Source organism: Streptomyces sp. NPDC053673, assembly GCF_055585225.1.
Map to the genome: position 1 here is coordinate 98,659 of NZ_JBVJKN010000008.1, position 19,493 is coordinate 118,151.

The following is a 19,493-nucleotide window of genomic DNA, read 5'->3' on the forward strand; positions in this document are numbered from 1 at the left end:
CCTCCTCAGTGCCGCGCGACGGCATCAGGGGGCTTTCGTGCGCCCGGCGCCCGCGCGTCAGCGGTCGGAGACCCGCATCTCGAACCAGGTGGTCTTGCCGCGCGGCAGCAGATCGACACCCCACCGGTCGGAGAGCTTGTCGACCAGGAACAGCCCGCGGCCGCTGATGTCCAGCTCCTGCACGGGCATCAGACAGGGCAGCCCTCGCGAGGGGTCACGCACCTCGACACGGATCCAGCCGCGCCGGCGCAGCATCCGCAGCCCGAAGACCCGCGCCCCGGTATGACGCACGGCGTTGCCGACGAGCTCGGAGACGAGCAGGATCGCGTGCTCGGCGACCTGCGGGGAGAGCGCCCACTGCCGCAGCACCACACACTGCGTCAGCCTGCGGGCGGTGGCGGCGGATTCGGGACGGGACGGCAGCCGGATCTCCTCGTCCGTCGGATTGCCGAACAACTCGAGTGCCTTGAGCGCCCGTTCGTCCTCGACGGCCGGCATCCACCGCGCGGCGGTCGCGCCGCCGCGCGCCCGCGGTTGCTCCGTACCTTCCAGCCCCGCCATGCCCCCCATCATGGCCGCACGCGGCACCCTCCGGGGCCGTTCCACAGGAATCGATACCCCGGAACGAACCGTTCCGGGGTATCGAGTTGGCATATGACTCTGGCAGTGCGGGGATTGCGCGGCCCATCTGACCTGCGATGACGCACCGCTTACGAATGATCGCCGAGCGCGGTGGCCCGAATCGCCTTAAGGCTCCTTTAAGGTTCGATTAATGCGGCCGCCATGTTGACGCGACGCTTCGCTCTGCCCCAACTGCCTGGAGCGCGGCGGAACTTCAGAGGAACTTCGCCTTGCCCGGGCCCTCCTCGACGAAGCTGCGCATGCCCCGCTCACGGTCCTCGGTGGCGAACAGGCCCGCGAACCAGTTCCGTTCGATCGCGAGGCCCGTGTCGATGTCCGTCTCCAGACCGGCGTCGACGGACTCCTTGGCCGCACGCAGGGCCAGCGCCGGGCCCTGGGCCAGCTTCGCCGCCCATGCGTGCGCCTGCTCGTACACCTCGGCGGCCGGGACGACCCGGTCGACCAGACCGATGGCCAACGCCTCGTCGGCCCTCACATGACGGCCCGTGAAGATGAGGTCCTTGGCCTTCGAGGGGCCGACGAGCCGGGCGAGCCGCTGGGTGCCGCCCGCGCCCGGGATCAGCCCGAGCAGGATCTCCGGCTGGCCCAGCTTGGCGTTGTCCCCGGCGATGCGGTAGTCGGCGCACAGCGCCAGCTCGCAGCCGCCGCCCAGGGCGTAGCCCGTGACGGCAGCGACGACGGGCTTGGGGATCCGGGCGACGGCGGTGAACGAGTCCTGCAGGGCCTTGGACCGCTTGACCATGGCGGCGTGGTCCATCACCTGCATCTCCTTGATGTCCGCGCCTGCCGCGAACACCTTCTCGCCGCCGTAGAGGATCACGGCCCGGACGTCGTCGCGGTCGGTCGCCTCGGCGGCGAGGTCGCGCAGCCGGTCCTGGGTCGCGATGTCCAGGGCGTTCATCGGGGGGCGGTCCAGGCGGATGGTGCCGACGCCTTCGGAGACTTCGAGAGAAACGGTCATGGCCAGCAGGTTAGTGGCAGGGGGGTCTGGGGGATCCCCCCAGAAGACACAGCACGGCGACGGGCCCGGTGCCGTCGGGGGTTTGGGGATATCCCCCAAAATGTCCCGTACAGCACCGGACCCGTACGTACGTGTGTACGCGTTCTCCGGGGCCTACTTCGTCCACTCCGCCCAGGACATGTTCCAGCCGTTCAGCCCGTTCTCGGGGGCGATCTGCTTGTCCCTGGAGTTCTTCACGATCACCACGTCGCCGATGATCGAGTTGTTGTACATCCAGGCCGCCGGCGTACCGCTGTCGTACGCGCCGCGCACGTCACGCAGGCCGACACAGCCGTGGCTGACGTTCGCCGAGCCGAAGGTACCGGACGAGGCCCAGTAGTTGCCGTGCATGAAGGTGCCCGACGAGGACAGGCGCATCGCGTGCGGTACGTCCTTGATGTCGTACTCGCCGCCGAAGCCCACGGTGGCACCGTTCATCCGGGTCACCTTGTACTTCTCACTGATGACCATCTGGCCGTTGTACGTCGTCGTCGACGGGGCACCGGCAGTGATCGGGATGTTCTTGACGACCTTGCCGTCCCGCACGACCTTCATGGTGTGGGCACTGGCGTCCACGGTGGAGACCTGGCTGCGGCCGATGGTGAACTTCACCGTCTTGGACTGCTTGCCGTACACACCGGGCCGGCCCTCGACACCGTCCAGGTTGAGCTTGACGGTCACCTTCGTACCCGCGGCCCAGTACTTCTCCGGGCGGAAGTCGAGGCGGTCGTTGCCGAACCAGTGGCCCTCGACGGGGACCGACGGCTCGGCGGTCACCTTGATGGCCCGCTCGACGGCCTCGGGGTTGGTGATGCCCCGGGTGAAGTTGATGGAGACCGGCATGCCGACGCCGACGGTCGAGCCGTCCTCGGGCGTGTAGTGGCCGACGAAGGTATTCTTCGGGACGAGGGTGGTGAAGGTCGTGTCCTTCGCCGACTCACGGCCCTCGGAGTCCTTGGCGACCGCGTGCACCTTGTACTTGGTCGCCCCGGCGAGGTGCTGGAGCGGCTCCCAGCTCGCACCGCCCGCGGCCATCTTCCCCTCGACCGCGTTGCCCTTGTCGTCCTGGACGGCGACCGTGGTCAGCTTGCCCTTGTCGGCGGTCACCTTCAGCGCGCCGCTCGTGGCGACCGAAGCCGCGCCGTCCTTGGGCGCTATGGTCACGACCGCCTGCGAGGCCGCCGTGCCGACCTTGCCGCCGTCCTTCCCGACCTTGCCACCGCTGTCGCCGCCGGAGTCCCCGCCCCCGCCGCACGCCGTCGTCACCAGGAGCAACGCCCCCATGGCCAGGGCCGGCAGAGCGGTACGACCGCGCCTGCGCCCCGTCCGCACCGATGCCCCCGATATCGGCTGCCCGTTCAAGATCGCTGTCTCCCCTCGCACGGCCTGGCCCCGCCACGGCCCTTGGAGCCTGGCCGCATGTCCCGCCAGGCTCCTACCCCCACGCGCTCGACCGGCGCGCACTGCGATAGATAATCACACCGCAAGCCACGAGGGCTTCCCACAAATGTCACCGTTCAGTCGCAAACCTGCCCGGAAGACATGCGGGCCATGCAGGTTGGCCGAGGGTCAGCCCAGCGCGGAACCGGCCTTCCACTCGTCCCAGCTCATGTTCCAGCCGCTCAGACCGTTCCAGGGCGCGACCTTGCGGTCGCGGGAATTGACGACTTCGACGACATCCCCGATCAGGGTCCGGTCGAAGAACCACCCGGCCGGGGAGTCCTGGCTGCCGCCCTTCTCGTCGCGCAGTCCGATGCAGCCGTGACTGACGTTCCTCGAGCCGAAGACGGCGGGATCGGCCCAGTAGTTGCCGTGCAGGAAGGTGCCCGAGGTGGTGAGCCGCATCGCGTGCGGCACGTCCTTGATGTCGTACTCGCTCTTGCCCTTCTTGGTCTTGAAACCGACCGTGGCGCCGTTCATGCGGGTGACGTCGAACATCTCGCTGACCACCATCTTGCCGTTGTACGTCGTCGTCTTCGTCCCACCCGCAGTGATCGGCAGAGTCGCCAGCACCTTGCCGCCGCGGCGCACCACCATCGTGCGCTTCTCGGCATCGACCAGGGACATCTGCGAGCGGCCCACGGTGAAGCGGATGGTCTTCCGCTGGATGCCGAACGTGCCGGGCGAGCCCTGGACATCGCGCAGCCGCAGGTCGACGGTGACCTTGGTGCCGGGCTTCCAGTACTGGCGCGGCCGGAAGTCGAGCCGTTGCCCGTCGAACCAGTGGCCCACGACCTCCACCGGCGGAACGGCGGTGATGCGGATGCCGCGCTGCACGGCCGCGCGGTCCTCGATCCGCCGGCTGAAGGTGAAGGAGACGATCATGCCGGTGCCGACGGTGGCGCGGTTCTCCGGATTGAAGTAGCCGATGAACCGGTGCGCGGGCACGGCGGTGGTGAAGGTGGTGTGCCGGGCCGCCCTGCGGCCGTGGGCGTCCAGGGCCACCGCCTCGACGCTGTACTTGGCGGCCAGCGCGAGACGGGCGCCCGCTTCGGGCTGCCAGCGCAGCCCGTCCTCCGAGATCGAGCCGGGCACTTCGACCGGCTGGGCATCCTCGATCTGGGTGACCTTGACCCGCTCCAGCCGTCCGCCGGGCAGCCTCACCTCCACCTTGCCGTCCGCGGCGACGCCCTTCGCTCCGTCCTCGGGCGTCACCCGGATGGTGTCCGAGGGCGCCTGCGGCTTGCCGCCGACGTCCAGGTCGCCGCTGGTGCAGCCGGTCAGCGCGGCCAGCAGTCCTGTCCATACCAGGGCGGCGGCCAGAGTGGCCTTTGTCCGCCTCACTGCGTTGCTCACAGAGTCCACCTCGCGGGATCGCAAAGACACAGCACGTCCCGCCCAACGACCGCCACCCTCCAGGGGAAACGTGAGTGCGGGTCATGTTGGGAGTAGCACAGCGCGGGCAGAACAGGTGGGAGGACCACGCGCGGGGAGCCGCGGCCGGGACGCCGTGCGCCACATCCCGCGGGGCCCGACGAGCCGCGGGAGGCCGACACGTGTCGAGCGCAGCCGAGCAGGAGGCAGTTCGGGACGGGGAGCGGACCTCCCCTGCCGCGCAGCGGCGTCCGGCGCTGAACGGACGGCGCAGGGAGGCCGATGTCCCCGGGCCGCCGGTCTGGCCGGGGGCGCCGACCCCGCTGGGCGCGCGGTTCAGAGTCGGTGCCGACGGGGTCGCGGGCACCAACTTCGCGCTGTGGGCGGGCGGGGCCGAAGCCGTGGAGCTGTGCCTGTTCGACGACGCGGGGACGGAGACCCGGCTGCCGCTGACGGAGCTCACGCACGAGATCTGGCACGGCTTCGTCCCGGGCGTACGGCCGGGTCAGCGGTACGGCTTCCGGGTGCACGGCCGCTGGGACCCGTGGACCGGTGGCCGCTGGAACCCGGCGAAGCTGCTCCTCGACCCGTACGCACGCGCGGTGGACGGGGAATTCGGGGGCAGGGCCCGTGGCGGAGCCACTGACGGCCGCCGTGTCCCCCGGGTGGAGTACGGCCCCTTGCCGCCCGAGGTGTACGGCCATGTCCGCGACTGGCCGCAGCAGCATGTCGCCGACACCGTCCGCGACGACCGGGACTCGGCTCCGTACGTGCCGAAGGGCGTCGTCGTCCACGACGACGCGCCCGACGACGAGTGGGCCGACGACCGCCGGCCCAAGACGCCGTGGGCCGACTCGGTCATCTACGAGCTCCATGTGCGCGGCTTCACGAAGCTGCACCCGGACGTCCCGGAGGAGCTGCGCGGTACGTACGCGGGCCTGGCGCACCCGGCCGCGATCGGCCATCTCGTACGCCTCGGCGTGACCGCGGTGGAGCTGCTGCCGGTGCATCAGTTCGCGCACGAGGACCATCTGCTGCGGCGCGGGCTGAAGAACTACTGGGGCTACAACTCGATCGGCTATTTCGCGCCGCACGCGGCCTACAGTGCATCGGGGACGGCCGGGCAGCAGGTCGGCGAGTTCAAGCGGATGGTCCGGGCGCTGCACGCGGCGGGCATCGAGGTGATCCTCGACGTCGTCTACAACCACACGGCGGAGGCGGGTGAGCTCGGGCCGACCCTCAGTCTCAAGGGCATCGACAACCGCGGCTACTACCGTCTCCAGTCCGACGCCCGCCGCTACGCCGACTACACCGGCTGCGGCAACACCCTGCACGTCGTCCAGCCGCACGTGCTGCGGCTGATCACCGATTCGCTGCGCTACTGGGTCACCGAGATGGGCGTCGACGGCTTCCGCTTCGATCTCGCGGCGGCGCTCGCGCGGTCGATGCACGACGTCGACATGCTCTCCCCGTTCCTCGCGGTGATCGCCCAGGACCCGGTGCTGCGCCGTGTGAAGCTGATCGCCGAGCCGTGGGACGTGGGCAACGGGGGCTATCAGGTCGGCGCGTTCCCCCCGCTGTGGACGGAGTGGAACGACCGCTACCGGGACGCGGTCCGGGACTTCTGGCGCGGCGCGCTGCCCGACGTACGGGACCTCGGATACCGGCTGTCGGGCTCCAGCGATCTGTACGCCTGGGGCGGGCGGCGGCCGTACGCGTCGGTCAACTTCATCACCGCCCACGACGGTTTCACGCTGCGCGACCTCGTCTCGTACGAGCGCAAGCACAACGAGGCCAACGGGGAGGGCAACCGGGACGGCACGAACGACAACCGGGCGTGGAACTGCGGCGTGGAGGGCGAGACGGACGATCCGCAGGTCAACGCGGTGCGCCGACGGCAGATCCGCAATCTGCTCACCACCCTGCTGCTGTCCACCGGGGTCCCGATGCTGGTCGCGGGCGACGAGATGGGCCGTACACAGGGCGGCAACAACAACGCGTACTGCCAGGACAACGAGGTCGGCTGGCTCGACTGGTCGCTCCTGGGGCAACCCGGACCGAGCGGGCTGCTGGCCCTGACGTCGCGGCTGCTCGCGCTGCGCGGGGCGCATCCGGTGCTGCGGCGCCGGGCGTTCTTCTCGGGGCGGCCGCAGACCGCGGACGGGCTGCGGGACCTGGCGTGGTTCACCCCGCGCGGCACGGAGATGACCGAGCAGGACTGGTACGCGCCGGCGTCGACGCTCGGGCTCTTCCTCTCCGGCCGGGACATTCCCGGCCGGGACGCGCGGGGCGATCAGGTGACGGACGACAGTTTCCTGACGGTGCTGCACTCGGCGGACGCCCCGGTGGACTTCCGGCTGCCGGGGCCGCCGTGGGCCGAGGCGTACGAGCTGGTCGTCGACACCTCGCGGGAGGACCAGTCGTCGGCGCCGGGCACGGTGCACCGGGGCGGCGACGGGGTGACGGTGCCGGCACGGTCGGTGCTGCTGCTGCGGGTCGAGAGCTAGGCCTGTCCTCCGGATTCAGCCCGGCAAGATCCACCGGACGGACGTCAGGTACGGCCCCGCAGAAACTCGGTGGGCTGTGTCAGTGGTGAAACGTAGGCTCGCCCCTGATGCCCACCACAGATGAAGTCGCCGAGAACCGGTCCGCCGTGCGTTCGCTGCTCCGGCTGTGGCCGTACGTACGGCCGGTACGGGTCCGCCTGTTCAGCGCGGCGTGCGTCGCGATCGTCGCGTCCTGTCTGAGCCTGGTGATCCCTCTTGTCCTGAAGTGGCTCGTGGACGGGCCGGTCGCGGAGCGGGACGCGGGCGGGGTGTGGCTGGGGGCGCTGTATCTGCTGCTGCTCGGGATCGCGGAGGCGGTGCTCTTCGGCTTCCGGCGATGGCTGGTGGCTCGGCCGCTGGCCACGGTGGAGGCCGCGATGCGGGCGGATCTCTTCCGGCATCTGCAGCGGCTGCCGGTGGCCTTCCACGACCGCTGGGCGTCGGGGCAGTTGCTGTCGCGAGGGACGACGGATCTGATGCTGCTGCGGATGTTCCTGGCGTTCCCGCTGACGTTCCTGCTGGTCAACGGAGTGACGATTCTGGTCGGGGCGGCCATTCTGCTGATGCAGGAGTGGACGCTGGGGCTGATCCTGCTGGTGCCGGTCGCGCCGCTGGTGATCCTCCTGGCGATGTTCGAGAACCGGTACTCGTCCGTCGCCCGAACGGCGCAGGACCAGGTCGGGGATCTGACGACGGTCGTCGAGGAGAGCGTGCTCGGTATCCGCATCGTGAAGGGCTTCGGCCGCCACCGCAGCCAGTCCGCCGCCTTCCGCGAGCTCGCGCGGCGGCTGCGGGGCACCGAGCTGGTCAAGGCGCGCCTCCTGGCGGGCATCTGGTCCATCATCATGATCATCCCCGAGCTGGCGATCGGCACGGCGCTGGTCCTCGGCACCCTCCAGGTCGCGGACGGCGAGCTGTCGGCCGGCACGCTGGTCGCCTTTCTCTCGACGGCGCTCGCCCTGCGCTGGCCGGTGGACTCGATCGGCTTCCTGATCGCGATGAGCCAGGAGGCGGCGACGGCGACGGACCGTTACTTCGAGGTCCTGGACGCGGAAGAGGAGTCCCAGGAGGAGGCCGAGGCGTCCTCCCGGACCCACCACGGGCGCGCCGGGGCGGGCCGTCCCGGGAAGACTCCGGCTTCCGGGGCCGACAGCCCGGTAGCGGAACCGGCAGCGGAACCGGTAGGCCCGGCCGTCGACGGGGCCACCGGCGCGGACCTCGCAGCCGGCCGGGGAGCCGGGCACGTTTCGCATACGAGTGGCCGGTCGGCCCCTGACCCCTCCGGGCAACTTGCCGGGGGCGGGCTGGTCTTCGACGCGGTCGAGTTCCGTTACCCGGACGCGAGCCCACGGTCCGCGCCGGTGCTGGAACGGATCGATCTGCGGGTCCGGCCCGGCGAGACCATGGCGCTCGTCGGTGCGACCGGGTCCGGGAAGACGACGCTGACCGCGCTCGTACCGCGGCTGTACGAGGTGACCGGCGGGCGGATCACGCTCGACGGGCGGGACATCGCCGCGATGCCCCGCGAGGAGCTGCGGCAGCTCGTGTCCATGGCCTTCGAGGAGCCCACGCTCTTCTCGGCGAGCGTCGGTGAGAACGTGCTGATGGGCGCCGAGGACGCGGGGGACGAAGGCCTGCGGCGCGCGCTCGACGTGGCGCAGGCCGGATTCGTGGACACGCTTCCCCAGGGGGTCCACACCCAGGTCGGCGAGCAGGGGCTGAGCCTCTCCGGCGGCCAGCGGCAACGGCTCGCGCTCGCCCGCGCGGTCGTGGGGCGGCCGAGGTTCCTCGTCCTCGACGACCCGTTGTCGGCGCTGGACGTGCACACCGAGGCGCTGGTGGAGGCCGCGCTCCGGCGCGTCCTGGAGGACACGACCGCGCTCGTCGTGGCGCACAGGCCGTCCACGGTGCTGCTGGCCGACCGGGTGGCACTGCTGTCCCAGGGCCGGATCGCGGCCGTGGGCACCCACCACGAACTGCTGCGGGACAACGCCGAGTACGCCCGGCTGATGTCGGGCGCGCACGCCGAGGAGCGAGTCCGATGACGTCATCGACGACCACACAGCCGTACGCGGACGCCGACGACACGGCCGGGGAGCGCGCGGGCGGAGATCGGGACCCGTTCGACCGCGACGCCCTCCCCACGCCCGAGGGCGCCACCGGGGCGCTGCTGCGGTCGCTGCTGGCGCCCCGGCGGGCCAGGGTCGCGCTTACCGCGTTGTTGCTGCTGCTCCAGCAGGCCGCCGCGCAGGCCGGCCCGTTGCTCGTCGCGTACGCCATCGACAGCGGCGTCCCGGCGCTGCGCCGCGGTGACCACGGGCCGCTCGTGGCCGTGGCCGTCGGGTACGCCGTGTGCGCGGTGGCGTCCGGGGTGTTCCAGTACGCGTTCATCCGCGCCGCCGCCCGCGTCAACCAGGACGTCCTGCTCGATCTGCGCGGCAGGATCTTCCGGCACGCCCAGGCGCTCAGTGTGGACTTCCATGAGCGGTACACCTCGGGCCGGCTGATCTCCCGCTCCACGACCGACGTCGAGTCGCTGCGGGAACTGCTCAGCGAGGGCCTCCAGGAGCTGATCGGCGTCGTCCTCGCGTTCGTCTACATCTCGGCGATGCTGCTCTGGCTGGACCTCGGCATCGGGGGTCTGGCCGTGCTCAGCTTCGTACCGCTGTATCTGCTCGTCCGGCTCTACCAGCGGCGCGCCGCGGTCGTGTTCACCGAGCGGTCCTCCGCGATCGCGGCCGTCATCGTGAAGTTCGCGGAGACGATGAACGGCATCCGGCCGGTGCGCGCGTTCCGCCGCGAGCGCGCCAACGACGACCGCTTCCGCGCGCTGAACGAACGGCACGCCCGCAGCAACGGCGACGCCCTGCTGGAGATGGCCCGCTATGTCGTCGGTTCCCGGCTGGTCGCCAACACCGCCGTGGCGGGGATGGTGCTGTGGGGCGCGTCCCGGGTCGCCGAGGGGACACTGGCACTGGGTGTGCTGGCGGCCGCGGTGCTGTATCTGCGGCGGCTGTACGACCCTATCGACCGTCTCGGCATGTTCCTCAACTCGTACCAGTCGGCGGGCGCGTCGCTGGAGAAGATCGCCGGTCTGCTGGCCCAGACGCCGTCCGTGCCGGAGCCCGAGCGTCCCGTGCGGCTGCCGGATCTCGCCGGGGCCGCCGGCCCCGGCCGGGAGGTGGTCTTCGAGGACGTTCGGTTCGCGTACCGCACCGGCGGTGAGGTACTGCCCCGCTTCGGGCTGACGATCCCGGCGGGCCAGACCGTCGCGGTCGTCGGCTCCACCGGCGCCGGCAAGTCCACGCTCGCGAAGCTGCTGGCCCGCTTCTACGACCCCACGGACGGGCGGGTTCTCCTCGACGGCGTCGACCTGCGCGAGCTGGCCGTGCCCGAACTGCGGCGCGGGGTCGTGATGGTGACGCAGGAGGCGTTCCTGTTCTCCGGGACGGTCGCGGAGAACATCGCGATCGGGCGCCCGGACGCGACCCGCGAGGAGATCGAGCAGGCGGCGAAGGCGATCGGCGCGCACGACTTCATCAGCGGCCTGCCGGACGGCTACGACACGGACGTACGCAAGCGAGGCGGGCGGATCTCGGCAGGTCAGCGCCAGCTCGTCGCGTTCGCGCGGGCGCTGCTGGCCGACCCCGCGGTGCTCATCCTCGACGAGGCGACCAGCTCCCTGGACATCCCTGGCGAGCGTGCGGTTCAGCGCGCGATGACGACGGTGCTGCGCGGCCGTACGGCGGTGGTGATCGCCCACCGGCTGTCGACGGTCGAGATCGCGGACCGGGTGCTGGTGATGGAGCACGGCCGGATCGTCGAGGACGGCACCCCGGCCGAACTCACCGGCGGGGCGGGCCGGTTCGCCGATCTGCACCGGGCTTGGCGGGACAGCCTGGTCTAAGGGCTTGTCCGGTGGATCTTGCCGGACTCGCGAGCCCGGCAAGATCCACCGGACAGGCCCTGGCCGCGAGCTGCTATTTCTTGCAGGTGTCCTGGAAGGGAAGGCCGGGGACGTACTGCTTCCACTGCTCCTCGGTGAGGCCTCCGCCGGCCAGGCGGCAGGCCATGGCCATGGGGTCGGCACTGATGGCGGGCAGGTCGCGCAGGTCCCAGACGACGGCTGTGCCGTCGCTGCTGACGGTGACCATGAAGCGGCCGTCAGGTGTGAAGACCAGGTCGTCCACCGCGTCTCGGTGCCGAGTGAGGGTCGCGGCTGTGTGAGGACGTGCGAGGTCACCGATGTCCCACAGGGTGGAGTTCCCGTGCTCGCTCACCGCAGCGAGCAGATGTCCGCCCGGGTGGAACTCGTACCGGGAGAAGTCTCCGTCGGTGTCCGGGACGTCGCCGGCGAGCCGCGGCTTCTTCGGGTCCGTGATGTTCCACAGGTATGCGTCCCGGTCGGAGCCGCCGGTGGCCAGGAGCTTGCCGTCCCGCGAGAAGGCGGATGCGCCGTTGCCGTCCGGCAGCTGGACGGATTTGTCCGTCTTTCCGTCCAGCGGAACGAGATGGGTGTTCAGGGCGGGCAGGGCCAGCACCCGTGCGCCAGGACCGAAGCGGGCTTGATACAGCGGCTGTACCCCGGTCGAGGAGCTGATCTCCTTGGGACTCTTGCGGTTTGTGACGTCCCACATCACGGCCCAGCCGGGGGAGAAGAGCGTCTCCGCTCCATTGGCGACCAGGATGGAGCCGACCGGGGAGAAGTCCGCCCACACCGTCTCTGCTCGGCGCTGTATGACCGCTGCCTTGCGAGGCCGGGAGCGGTCGGTGATGTCCCAGAGCACGACCCGGCCCGCTCGGTCGGCGCTGGCCAGGGTCTTGCTGTCGGAGCTGATGGCGATGTCGTTGACGAACGCCCCGACATCCAGGATCGCCCCACGCTCCGGACGGCGGGGGTCGGTCATGTCCCAGAGGACGACGGCCTGGTCGTAGCCGCCGGTCGCCAGCGTCCTGCCATCCGGCGTGAGGTCCACCGCGCTGATGGCGGGCCCTCCGTTGTCGAGGGTCGCCACGGCATCCGGCCGGCCTCGGGCCGTGAGGTTCCAGCGGGCGAGTGACTTCGAGTCCGCGGAGGTCAGGGTCCGGCCGTCCGGGGCGAATGCCAGGGCTTCCACATACGACTTGTGGCCCTCCAGAGTCTCCGACTCGGTGGGGTGCGCCACATCGGTCATGTCCCAGAGCTTGACGGTGCCGTCGAAGCCTCCGGTGGCGAGGGTCCTCCCGTCCCGGCTGAAACTCAGGCTGTCGACGATGTCCTCGTGGGCGGTCCAGGCGGCCAGCTTCGCGGGTTCGGCGGGTTTGCGCATGTCCCACACTTGGACCAGGCGGCTGTCCATCGTCGCCAGCAGTCTGCTGTCCGGGCTGAAGGCCACATCCTCATCGATACCCTCCAGACGAACCAGTCGGCGGGGACGGGCCAGGCTGCTGACATCCCACAGGGTTGCGCCGGAGCGATGGACCACTGAGTTTCTGTCCTTGGGCTCTTCTGAGAAGACGACAAGTCCCGTTGCCGAGATGAGAATGCGGCCGTCCGGACTGAAGGCGACCGTGCTGGTGTCGTAGAGGCCGCGCTTGACGGCTAGTTGCTGCGGGTGGGCCTGGTCGGTGATGTTCCACAGAGCGACCGCGCCATCGGAATAGGTCTTCTTCTTGCCGTCGTCCCATCCCGTGGCTGCCAGGGTCCGGCCGTCCGGGCTGAAGGCGACTCCCGATGGCGATCCCTTCATGTCCGCGAGGCGAACGGTGGCGATGACGCGCGGCTTGTAGCGGTCGGCGAGCGTCCAGAGAATGACCCTGCCGTCCTCGCATGCCTGGGCCAGCATCCGGGAGTCCCGGCTGAACGCGAGGCCGTCGTAGTCCCCGCAGCCGGAGAGCGGTGCGAGCCGCCTTCTGTGGGAGGCATCGGTGACGTCCCACAAGGTGGCCGGGTCACCCAGCTTTCCCGCCGCCAGCGTCCTGCCGTCGTGGCTCAGTACGGGATTGTCGGCATCATCGGCTTCGGACCTGCCCGCGAAGCGTGTCTGTGCCAGCGTGTCGAACACGGCAGCGCGCGCCTCTGTCGTGGGCCGCAGCCGGTGTGCCGCGAGCCCCAGTCGCAGCGACAGCTCCGGCTCGGTGCCCCTGAGGTTGCCCGCTTCGGCCACCAGCGCCCGGAAAACCGCCAGACGCCGCTGTTCCTGCGCCTCGCCCCGCTGCACGAACGCGATCGCCCCCGCAACCAGCGCCACGCACAACGCGACTGCCACCGCGCCCAGCGTCTGCTTCAGCCGCCGTGTGCGGCGGGCTTCCCGCTCCCGCTCCGCGCGGGCCGCGGCGATGGCGGCGAAGAGGAACCTCTCGGCCCGGCCGGGCAGTCGGCGGTGCCTGAACCGCTCCTCACGCAGGAGTTCCTGGGCGGCGTGCAGCCGTGTGCCCCGGTACAGGAACGCCGGGTCGCGGTCGGCTGCCGCCCAGGCATCGGCGTCGTCCGAGAGCTGCTGGCGCAGCATCAGCTGGGTGCGGTCCTCGTCGATCCATGCCCGCAACCTGGGCCAGGCGCGCAGCAGTGCCTCGTGGGAGATCTGGGCGCCGGTGCGGTCCACGGTGATCAGGCGGGCGGCGGCAAGCCGGTCCCGGATGGCCGCGGTGACGGCGGCCTCATGGGTGGTGAGACCGTCGAGGAGAGCCTCTGGGGTCACCCGGCGGCGTACGACGGCGTCTCCGCCGTCGCTGGTGAGGTGGACCATGCGCAGCAGCAGCTCGCGCAGCGCCTCCTGTCCGGCCGGGTCGAGGTCGTTGTAGAGCCGTTCGGTGGTCGTGGTGACGGATTTCCAGATGCCGCCGGTGGATTCGTATCCGGCGAGCGTGAGCGTGACGCCGCTGCGCCGCCGCCAGGTTTCGCGCAGAGCGTGGGCGAGGAAGGGCAGGGCCGCGGTGTCGCGAGCGAGGTCGCTTCGATCCTGGCGGAGGTCGTGCAGGAGACGGTCGGTCAGGCCGGTCTCCAGCTCCAGTCCGACGGCGCGGGCAGGCTCTTCCACGGCTGAGCGCAGGGCTTCGTCGTTCATCGGGACGACGGTGACCTGTCCGTGCTCCAGGGCCTCGACGAGGGAAGGGTACGAATGGCACGTGCCGTAGTGGTCGGCACGCAGGCCGAGGACGACGCGGGGTCCGTCGGCGCGTGCAGCCGTGAGCAGGTCGATGAAGCGGGCGCGCTCGTCCGCGTCGCGGCAGCGGGTGAAGACCTCCTCGAACTGGTCGACCACCAGCAGCCGACACCGCTCCCGGCCGGGGAGCGGCTCCGGTAACCGGCCGTTCTCCAGGGCCTCCTGGGCCTCCTCCGGACGACGGCCGGCCGCCCGGGCCCACAGCTTTGCGAGTGCGCGCAACGGGTGCGGTCCGGGGGCCGGGAGGAGGAGTGCCGGCCAGGGAAGTGTCACGGGCGCGTGGCTCGGCCGGCTCGCCCGGCTCGCGTGGCGGCGCTCGAGCCCGGCCAGCAGGCCGGCCCTCAGAAGTGAGGACTTGCCGACGCCGGACGCCCCGACCAGGACGACCGGGCGGCCGGCCGCAGCGTCCGGGCCGTCGCCGCGCGCGGGCGCGTCCGTCCCGCACACGGCATCGATCAGTCGCCCGGTGAGTTCCTCACGGCCGAAGAAGTGCCGGCTGTCCGACGCTCCGAACGACTCCATACCCGGGTACGGGCACGGCACATCCGCGGGCGGTTCGCCGCGCGACCGGCCGGCGCCGGTGCCGTAGGCACGGTTGGGCGCGAGGATCAGCGACCCCAGTGAGCCGTCGCTCTGCCGGCGCGGCCGGATCGGCCCGTCGCGGAAGGTACGGTCGACGGCCTCGTACAGGCTGTCCATCGTGATCCACGGTCCCCGCCCGAACGGATCGCCCTCACGCAGCAGTTGGAGCAGCCGGCCGGTGAAGAGGGTGTGCCTGCGACCCTCCGGCGCGAAGGAGAGGTCGTAGCGGGACGTGGCACTGAGGAGGAAACTGCCGTCGGGCCGGGTGGTGAAGTAGGGCGCGTCCCCCGGTCCGCCCGCTGCCGGCGCCGTCGCCCGCCCCGAATAGCAGCAGTCCAGGACAACGATGCCGCCGGCCGCCGAGCCGCCGATGAGGCCCTTGAGCGTCTGGTACGGCACGCCCTGCGAGATCTGGTGCGGCGACCGGACGGCGTGTGTGGCGAGGTAGAGCTCGTCCTGCGGACCCAGCAGCCCGTGGCCGACGTAGTAGAGCAGGACGACGCCGGTCGCCTCGGCCACGACCTGTTCCACTGCGGCGATCACATCGGCCGGGGAGGCGTCCGGGGGGACGCGGTGGATGCGCTGCGGGTCCATGCCGCACACGTCGTGCAGCGTCGCTTCGAGGTCGTCGAGCGTGGTGGCCACGGCGGGCAGAGCGGGCAGCTCCGAATCCGGAACATGGCTCGCGCTTCCGATGAGTACGGCGTGCGCGCCTGTTCCGGCCGGCCAGGTGTCTTCGGCGTCGGCCGGCATGGCTCAGGACGCGGTCACGGGGTCGTCGCCCGGCCGTGGTGCGGGCCGAGCGGAACCGGCTCGATCCGGGCCGGGCGGCCGAGCGGGCTCGGCCTCCGCCGGGTCTCCCGTCCCCGAGACCGCGGAGTCCGTCGAGCCCGCAGATTCCGTCGCGTCCACGGGGTCCGCCGGGTCCAGGGCTGCTGCCAACTCCTGTGCGAGGGCGGCCGCCTGCTGAGGACCGCTTGCCTTCGCCCCGGCCGATGTCACGGTGACTTCGGTACCGTCCGGGCGGGTGACCGTGACGGCGCACTCGCCGCGTCGGCTGTGCAACCAGGCGACCAGCGCGCTCGCCAGGACCGTGACGACTCCCCCGGGTTCGAGCAGCGCGATCAGTACGTCGGCCGCCGTTCCGCCGCCCATGGCTCCGGCGGGGAGAGGTGCGGACTCGTCGTGGCGCACCCGGCCGCGCAATTCCGGCTCCGCGGCCAGCCAGCGCTTGAGGTCGTGGGCGCCGCTGCTGCCCGAGCCGTCGTTTTTCACAGTGATGACGATGCGCACGTACTCCCCCGAGATGTCACGCCTGTCACACAGCTACAGGTTGTAGCGTACACATCACTACCCACGGAACGCGGCGCAATGCGGCCAACGCCTGACCGACCGGCGCGCCGGGTGCAGGGCGTAGGGCGTACAGGGCCCCGGTCGTCATCTCCGCGCCCGCAGACCCTCGATGAGCAGGCCGAGCCCGAACTCGAAGTGGGTCGCGAAGTCCTGCGCGCCGGTGAGCACGGGCAGGGTGGCGGCGAGGTGCGGATACGTCCCTGCCGTCACCGCGTCGCGCAGGACCTCCGGGTCGGCCGGACCTCCGTTCCCCGGCCGTAGGGCGGCCTGTTCCTCCAGCGTGTGACCGACGGTGAAGTTGGCCACCGCGAAGAGCGCCCGCGCCGCCTCGTCGTCGCCGAAGCCCGCGTCGCGCAGCACGCCGACGAGCGTCTCGGCGAAGCCCAGGGTGTTCGGGCCGGTCGAGTGCGTACCGGCGAAGACGCGCGCGCCGTCGCGACGGGCGAGCAGGGCCGTGCGCATCGCACGGGCGAGGCCGGCCACCTTCTCGCTCCAGTCCCCGTCCACCGCCGACTCGGCGACGCCCTCGACCATGCGCTCCGCCATCGCCGTGAGCAGGTCCTGTTTGGTCGCGAAGTAGCGGTACAGCGCACCGGCCTGGACGTCCATCGCATCGGCCAGCCGCCGCATCGTCAGCGCGTCGAGGCCGGACTCGTCCAGCAGCCCAAGGGCCGTTTCGACGGTACGGGCCTGGTCCAGCCGTGCGGGCCGGCCTCTTGTCGGGGTTGACGGGGAGCTCATGGATCTCACTATAGTGAACAGTGTTCACGTGAACGTTGTTCACTAAATACGGGAGGACATCTCGGATGGGCACCGATGTGATCGTCGTGGGCGCCGGACCGACCGGGCTGATGCTCGCCTGCGAGCTGGCGCTGGCGGGCGTACGGACCCGGGTCCTGGAGCGCCGCACGGCGCCGCAGCAGGATTCGCGGGCGCTGAGCCTGCACCCGCGCAGCGTGGAGCTGATGGACCAGCGCGGGCTGCTCGACCGGTTCCTCGCGCTCGGCCGCACCGTGCCGGCCTGGCACTTCGCGGGGCTGCGCACCCTGTTGGACTTCACCGCGCTGGACTCCCGGCACGGCTACTCCCTGTTCCTGGCTCAGGCACACACCGAGGCACTGCTGGAGGAGCGCGCGCACGAGCTGGAGGTCGACATCCGCCGTGGCCACGAGACCACCGGTCTCGGCCAGGACGCCGACGGCGTCGAGATCGAGGTCCTCGGACCCGGCGGCATCGAGACCCTGCGCGCCCGGTACGTCGTCGGCTGCGACGGCGCGCGCAGCATGGTGCGCCGGTCCGCCGGGATCGGCTTCCCCGGCACCGACGAGACCCTGACCGGGATGCTCGGCGACTTCGCGCTCGCCGACGCGACCCCCGGCGCCCTCGACCGGGCGCGAGCCCGTGGCGTGCTGATCGCACCGCTGGAGGACGGGCGGACCCGGTTCGTCCTCCTGGATCCGGAGCGGTTGCGCGTGCCCTCCCGGGAGCCGGTGACCCTGGAGGAGTTCCGTACGTCGCTGATCCGGATCTCGGGCTCCGACTGCGGGATCGCCGAGCCCGGCTGGCTGTCGCGCTTCGGCAACGCCACCCGGCTCGCGGAGAGTTACCGCTCCGGCCGCGTCCTGCTGGCGGGCGACGCCGCCCACATCCACTTCCCCGCGGCGGGCCAGGGGCTCAACACCGGTCTCCAGGACGCCATGAACCTGGGCTGGAAACTCGCCGCGGTGATCAACGGCTGGGCGCCGGCCGGACTGCTCGACAGCTACGACGGGGAGCGCCGGCCGGTCGGGACGGCGGTCACCGAGAACACCGAGGTCCAGACCCTGCTGGCGGAGCTGGCGCTCGTCCCGCAGTACCGGCGCCCGGGGGCCGCCCTGCGCAGGCTCCTCGACGAGCTGCTCGGTATGCGGGAGGTCAACCGCCGGCTCGCCGGAGCGGTCTCCGCCCTCGGCACCGCCTACCCGCCCACGGCCGCCGGCGCCGATCCGCTGGTGGGGCGGCGCATGCCCGACGTCGGCCTCACCGCCGCCGGTTCGGAGGCGGTGCGCGTCCACGAACTGCTTCCGCAGGGCCGCTACGTCCTGCTCGGCCTCGCGGGGGACCCGGACCCGCAGAACGCCGTCACCGCGGGGTGGGGCTCACGGGTCACCGCCGTGACCGTCACCGAGCACGACGCGCACGAGGATCTCGACGGCGTGACCGAAGTCCTCGTACGGCCCGACGGCCACATCGCGTGGGCGACCCGTACCACCGACACGGACACTCGCCGCAACGAGCGGGCCGGTGCGCTCACGGCCTGGGCCGGGGCGCCCTCGGTGAAAGACGGCGCATGACCACGGCCCGTATCGGTCACCCGGCCGTGCACGACCCCGCCGAGCAGATCAGCCACGTGGTCACCGTCGACGGCGCCCGGCCCGTGCAGGTGTCCGGGCACGCCGTCCGGAACGCCGACGGACGGCCCATGCGCCCTGGCGACGGCGCCGCGGCCGCCCGCCACCCCGCGCAGACGCGCACCTGACGGACGAGCTGGGCATCAGGAGTCACACGGTGGACTTCACCGAGCGCGACGACGTACGGCGGACGGTGGGGGGCCCGGGGGGGGCGGACGAACTGCTCTCCTCGCCGGCCCGGGCGGGCTCGGACCGCTCCTGGCCGGTGTGATGGAGTGGGGACCATGACGACGACTGACGCGATCGTGGTGCCGGAGCTGTACGTCGGCTATCCCGGGGTGGCCTTCGGCGGGTACGTCGCGGGGGTGCTCGCGGAGCGCTCGGGGGCGAAGACGGTACGGGTGGACTTCCGCGGTCCCGTCCCGGTGGAGGTTCCCGTGCGGATCGCCGGAACGGCCGGCGGGGGTGCGGAGTTGGGCGAAGGGGACCGGCCGCTGGCCACCGCCTGCCCGGCCGAACTGCTGCTCGACGCTCCGGCCGCCCCTTCCCTGGACGAGGCGGCCGCGGCGGCCGAGGCGTTCCGGGCGGCGCCGCCTGTGGGGATCGTCGACTGCTTCGGCTGCGGCCTGGACCGTACGCCCGACCGCGGCCTGCGCCAGCACTGCACCCCGGTGCCGGGCCGTGACCTCGTCGCCTCCGCCTGGATCCCGTCCCCCGCCCTCGCCTCCGAGGACGGCCTGCTCCCGCCGGAACTGGTGTGGGGCGCCCTGGACTGCCCGGGCAACTGGGCGGGCCGCATGCTGGGCACCCAGCGCCCGGGCGCGGTCACCGCGGCCCTCACCGGCGCGCTCCTGCGTCCGGTGCGCGCCGGCGAACCGCACATCTCCTATTCCTGGCTGCAGTCGGAGTCCGGCCGCAAGCACGCGATGGGCGTGGCACTGGCCACGGCCGACGGCGAACTGTGCGCCCTCGCCGAGGCGTTGTGGCTGGATCCCCGGCCGGCGGCCTGACAGGCGGGCGC

The 19,493-nt window shown here is 71.5% G+C and carries 13 protein-coding genes; 6 read left to right on the plus strand and 7 right to left on the minus strand.

Going from position 1 to position 19,493, the window contains the following annotated elements:
* Window positions 1-57: 57 nt before the first annotated feature.
* The 4 genes from ACZ6ZQ_RS14440 to ACZ6ZQ_RS14455 all read right to left on the minus strand — a co-directional run bounded on the left by ACZ6ZQ_RS14440 (window position 58) and on the right by ACZ6ZQ_RS14455 (window position 4,438).
* Window positions 58-573, minus strand: a complete 516-nt coding sequence (locus ACZ6ZQ_RS14440; protein WP_469768854.1) for an ATP-binding protein — start codon at window positions 571-573, stop codon at window positions 58-60.
* Window positions 574-835: 262 nt separating this feature from the next.
* On the minus strand, window positions 836-1,603 hold the full coding sequence (locus ACZ6ZQ_RS14445; protein WP_469768855.1) for an enoyl-CoA hydratase/isomerase family protein: 768 nt from the start codon (window positions 1,601-1,603) through the stop codon (window positions 836-838).
* Between the two features lie 153 nt (window positions 1,604-1,756).
* Window positions 1,757-3,004 carry a L,D-transpeptidase gene (locus ACZ6ZQ_RS14450; RefSeq protein ID WP_469768856.1) on the minus strand — a complete coding sequence of 416 codons (1,248 nt, stop codon included), beginning with the start codon at window positions 3,002-3,004 and terminating at the stop codon, window positions 1,757-1,759.
* Between the two features lie 207 nt (window positions 3,005-3,211).
* Window positions 3,212-4,438: a L,D-transpeptidase gene (locus tag ACZ6ZQ_RS14455; RefSeq protein ID WP_469768857.1), complete on the minus strand. Its 1,227-nt coding sequence runs from the start codon at window positions 4,436-4,438 to the stop codon at window positions 3,212-3,214.
* A 200-nt stretch (window positions 4,439-4,638) separates the two neighbouring features.
* Between ACZ6ZQ_RS14455 and glgX the strand changes: the two genes are divergently transcribed.
* The 3 genes from glgX (at window position 4,639) to ACZ6ZQ_RS14470 (ending at window position 10,909) form a co-directional block, all read left to right on the plus strand.
* On the plus strand, window positions 4,639-6,963 hold the full coding sequence (gene glgX / locus ACZ6ZQ_RS14460; RefSeq protein ID WP_469768858.1) for a glycogen debranching protein GlgX: 2,325 nt from the start codon (window positions 4,639-4,641) through the stop codon (window positions 6,961-6,963).
* A 107-nt stretch (window positions 6,964-7,070) separates the two neighbouring features.
* The gene (locus ACZ6ZQ_RS14465) at window positions 7,071-9,047 is read left to right on the plus strand and encodes an ABC transporter ATP-binding protein (protein ID WP_469768859.1); all 1,977 of its coding nucleotides are present in this window, start codon (window positions 7,071-7,073) and stop codon (window positions 9,045-9,047) included.
* Window positions 9,044-10,909 carry an ABC transporter ATP-binding protein gene (locus ACZ6ZQ_RS14470; protein ID WP_469768860.1) on the plus strand — a complete coding sequence of 622 codons (1,866 nt, stop codon included), beginning with the start codon at window positions 9,044-9,046 and terminating at the stop codon, window positions 10,907-10,909. The genes ACZ6ZQ_RS14465 and ACZ6ZQ_RS14470 overlap by 4 nt, the downstream gene beginning before the upstream one ends.
* A gap of 73 nt (window positions 10,910-10,982) precedes the next feature.
* Here the strand turns inward: ACZ6ZQ_RS14470 and ACZ6ZQ_RS14475 are convergent, their stop codons facing one another.
* The 3 genes from ACZ6ZQ_RS14475 to ACZ6ZQ_RS14485 form a co-directional block, all read right to left on the minus strand.
* The gene (locus ACZ6ZQ_RS14475) at window positions 10,983-15,482 is read right to left on the minus strand and encodes a caspase, EACC1-associated type (protein WP_469768861.1); all 4,500 of its coding nucleotides are present in this window, start codon (window positions 15,480-15,482) and stop codon (window positions 10,983-10,985) included.
* A 3-nt stretch (window positions 15,483-15,485) separates the two neighbouring features.
* Entirely contained in the window at window positions 15,486-16,004 is a 519-nt protein-coding gene (locus ACZ6ZQ_RS14480) for an effector-associated constant component EACC1 (protein WP_469768862.1), read from the minus strand.
* Between the two features lie 162 nt (window positions 16,005-16,166).
* Complete coding sequence (locus tag ACZ6ZQ_RS14485; protein WP_469768863.1) at window positions 16,167-16,823, minus strand: TetR/AcrR family transcriptional regulator; 657 nt, start codon at window positions 16,821-16,823, stop codon at window positions 16,167-16,169.
* 65 nt (window positions 16,824-16,888) lie between these two features.
* Here ACZ6ZQ_RS14485 and ACZ6ZQ_RS14490 point away from each other — a divergent pair, with 65 nt between their 5' ends.
* The 3 genes from ACZ6ZQ_RS14490 (at window position 16,889) to ACZ6ZQ_RS14500 (ending at window position 19,482) form a co-directional block, all read left to right on the plus strand.
* Window positions 16,889-18,415, plus strand: a complete 1,527-nt coding sequence (locus tag ACZ6ZQ_RS14490) for a monooxygenase (protein ID WP_469768864.1) — start codon at window positions 16,889-16,891, stop codon at window positions 18,413-18,415.
* Window positions 18,412-18,600: a hypothetical protein gene (locus tag ACZ6ZQ_RS14495; RefSeq protein WP_469768865.1), complete on the plus strand. Its 189-nt coding sequence runs from the start codon at window positions 18,412-18,414 to the stop codon at window positions 18,598-18,600. Before ACZ6ZQ_RS14490 ends, ACZ6ZQ_RS14495 begins: the two co-directional genes overlap by 4 nt.
* Before the next feature lie 156 nt (window positions 18,601-18,756).
* Window positions 18,757-19,482 (plus strand): hypothetical protein, encoded by a 726-nt coding sequence (locus tag ACZ6ZQ_RS14500; RefSeq protein WP_469768866.1) that lies wholly within the window; start codon window positions 18,757-18,759, stop codon window positions 19,480-19,482.
* The last annotated feature ends 11 nt before the right edge of the window (window positions 19,483-19,493 follow it).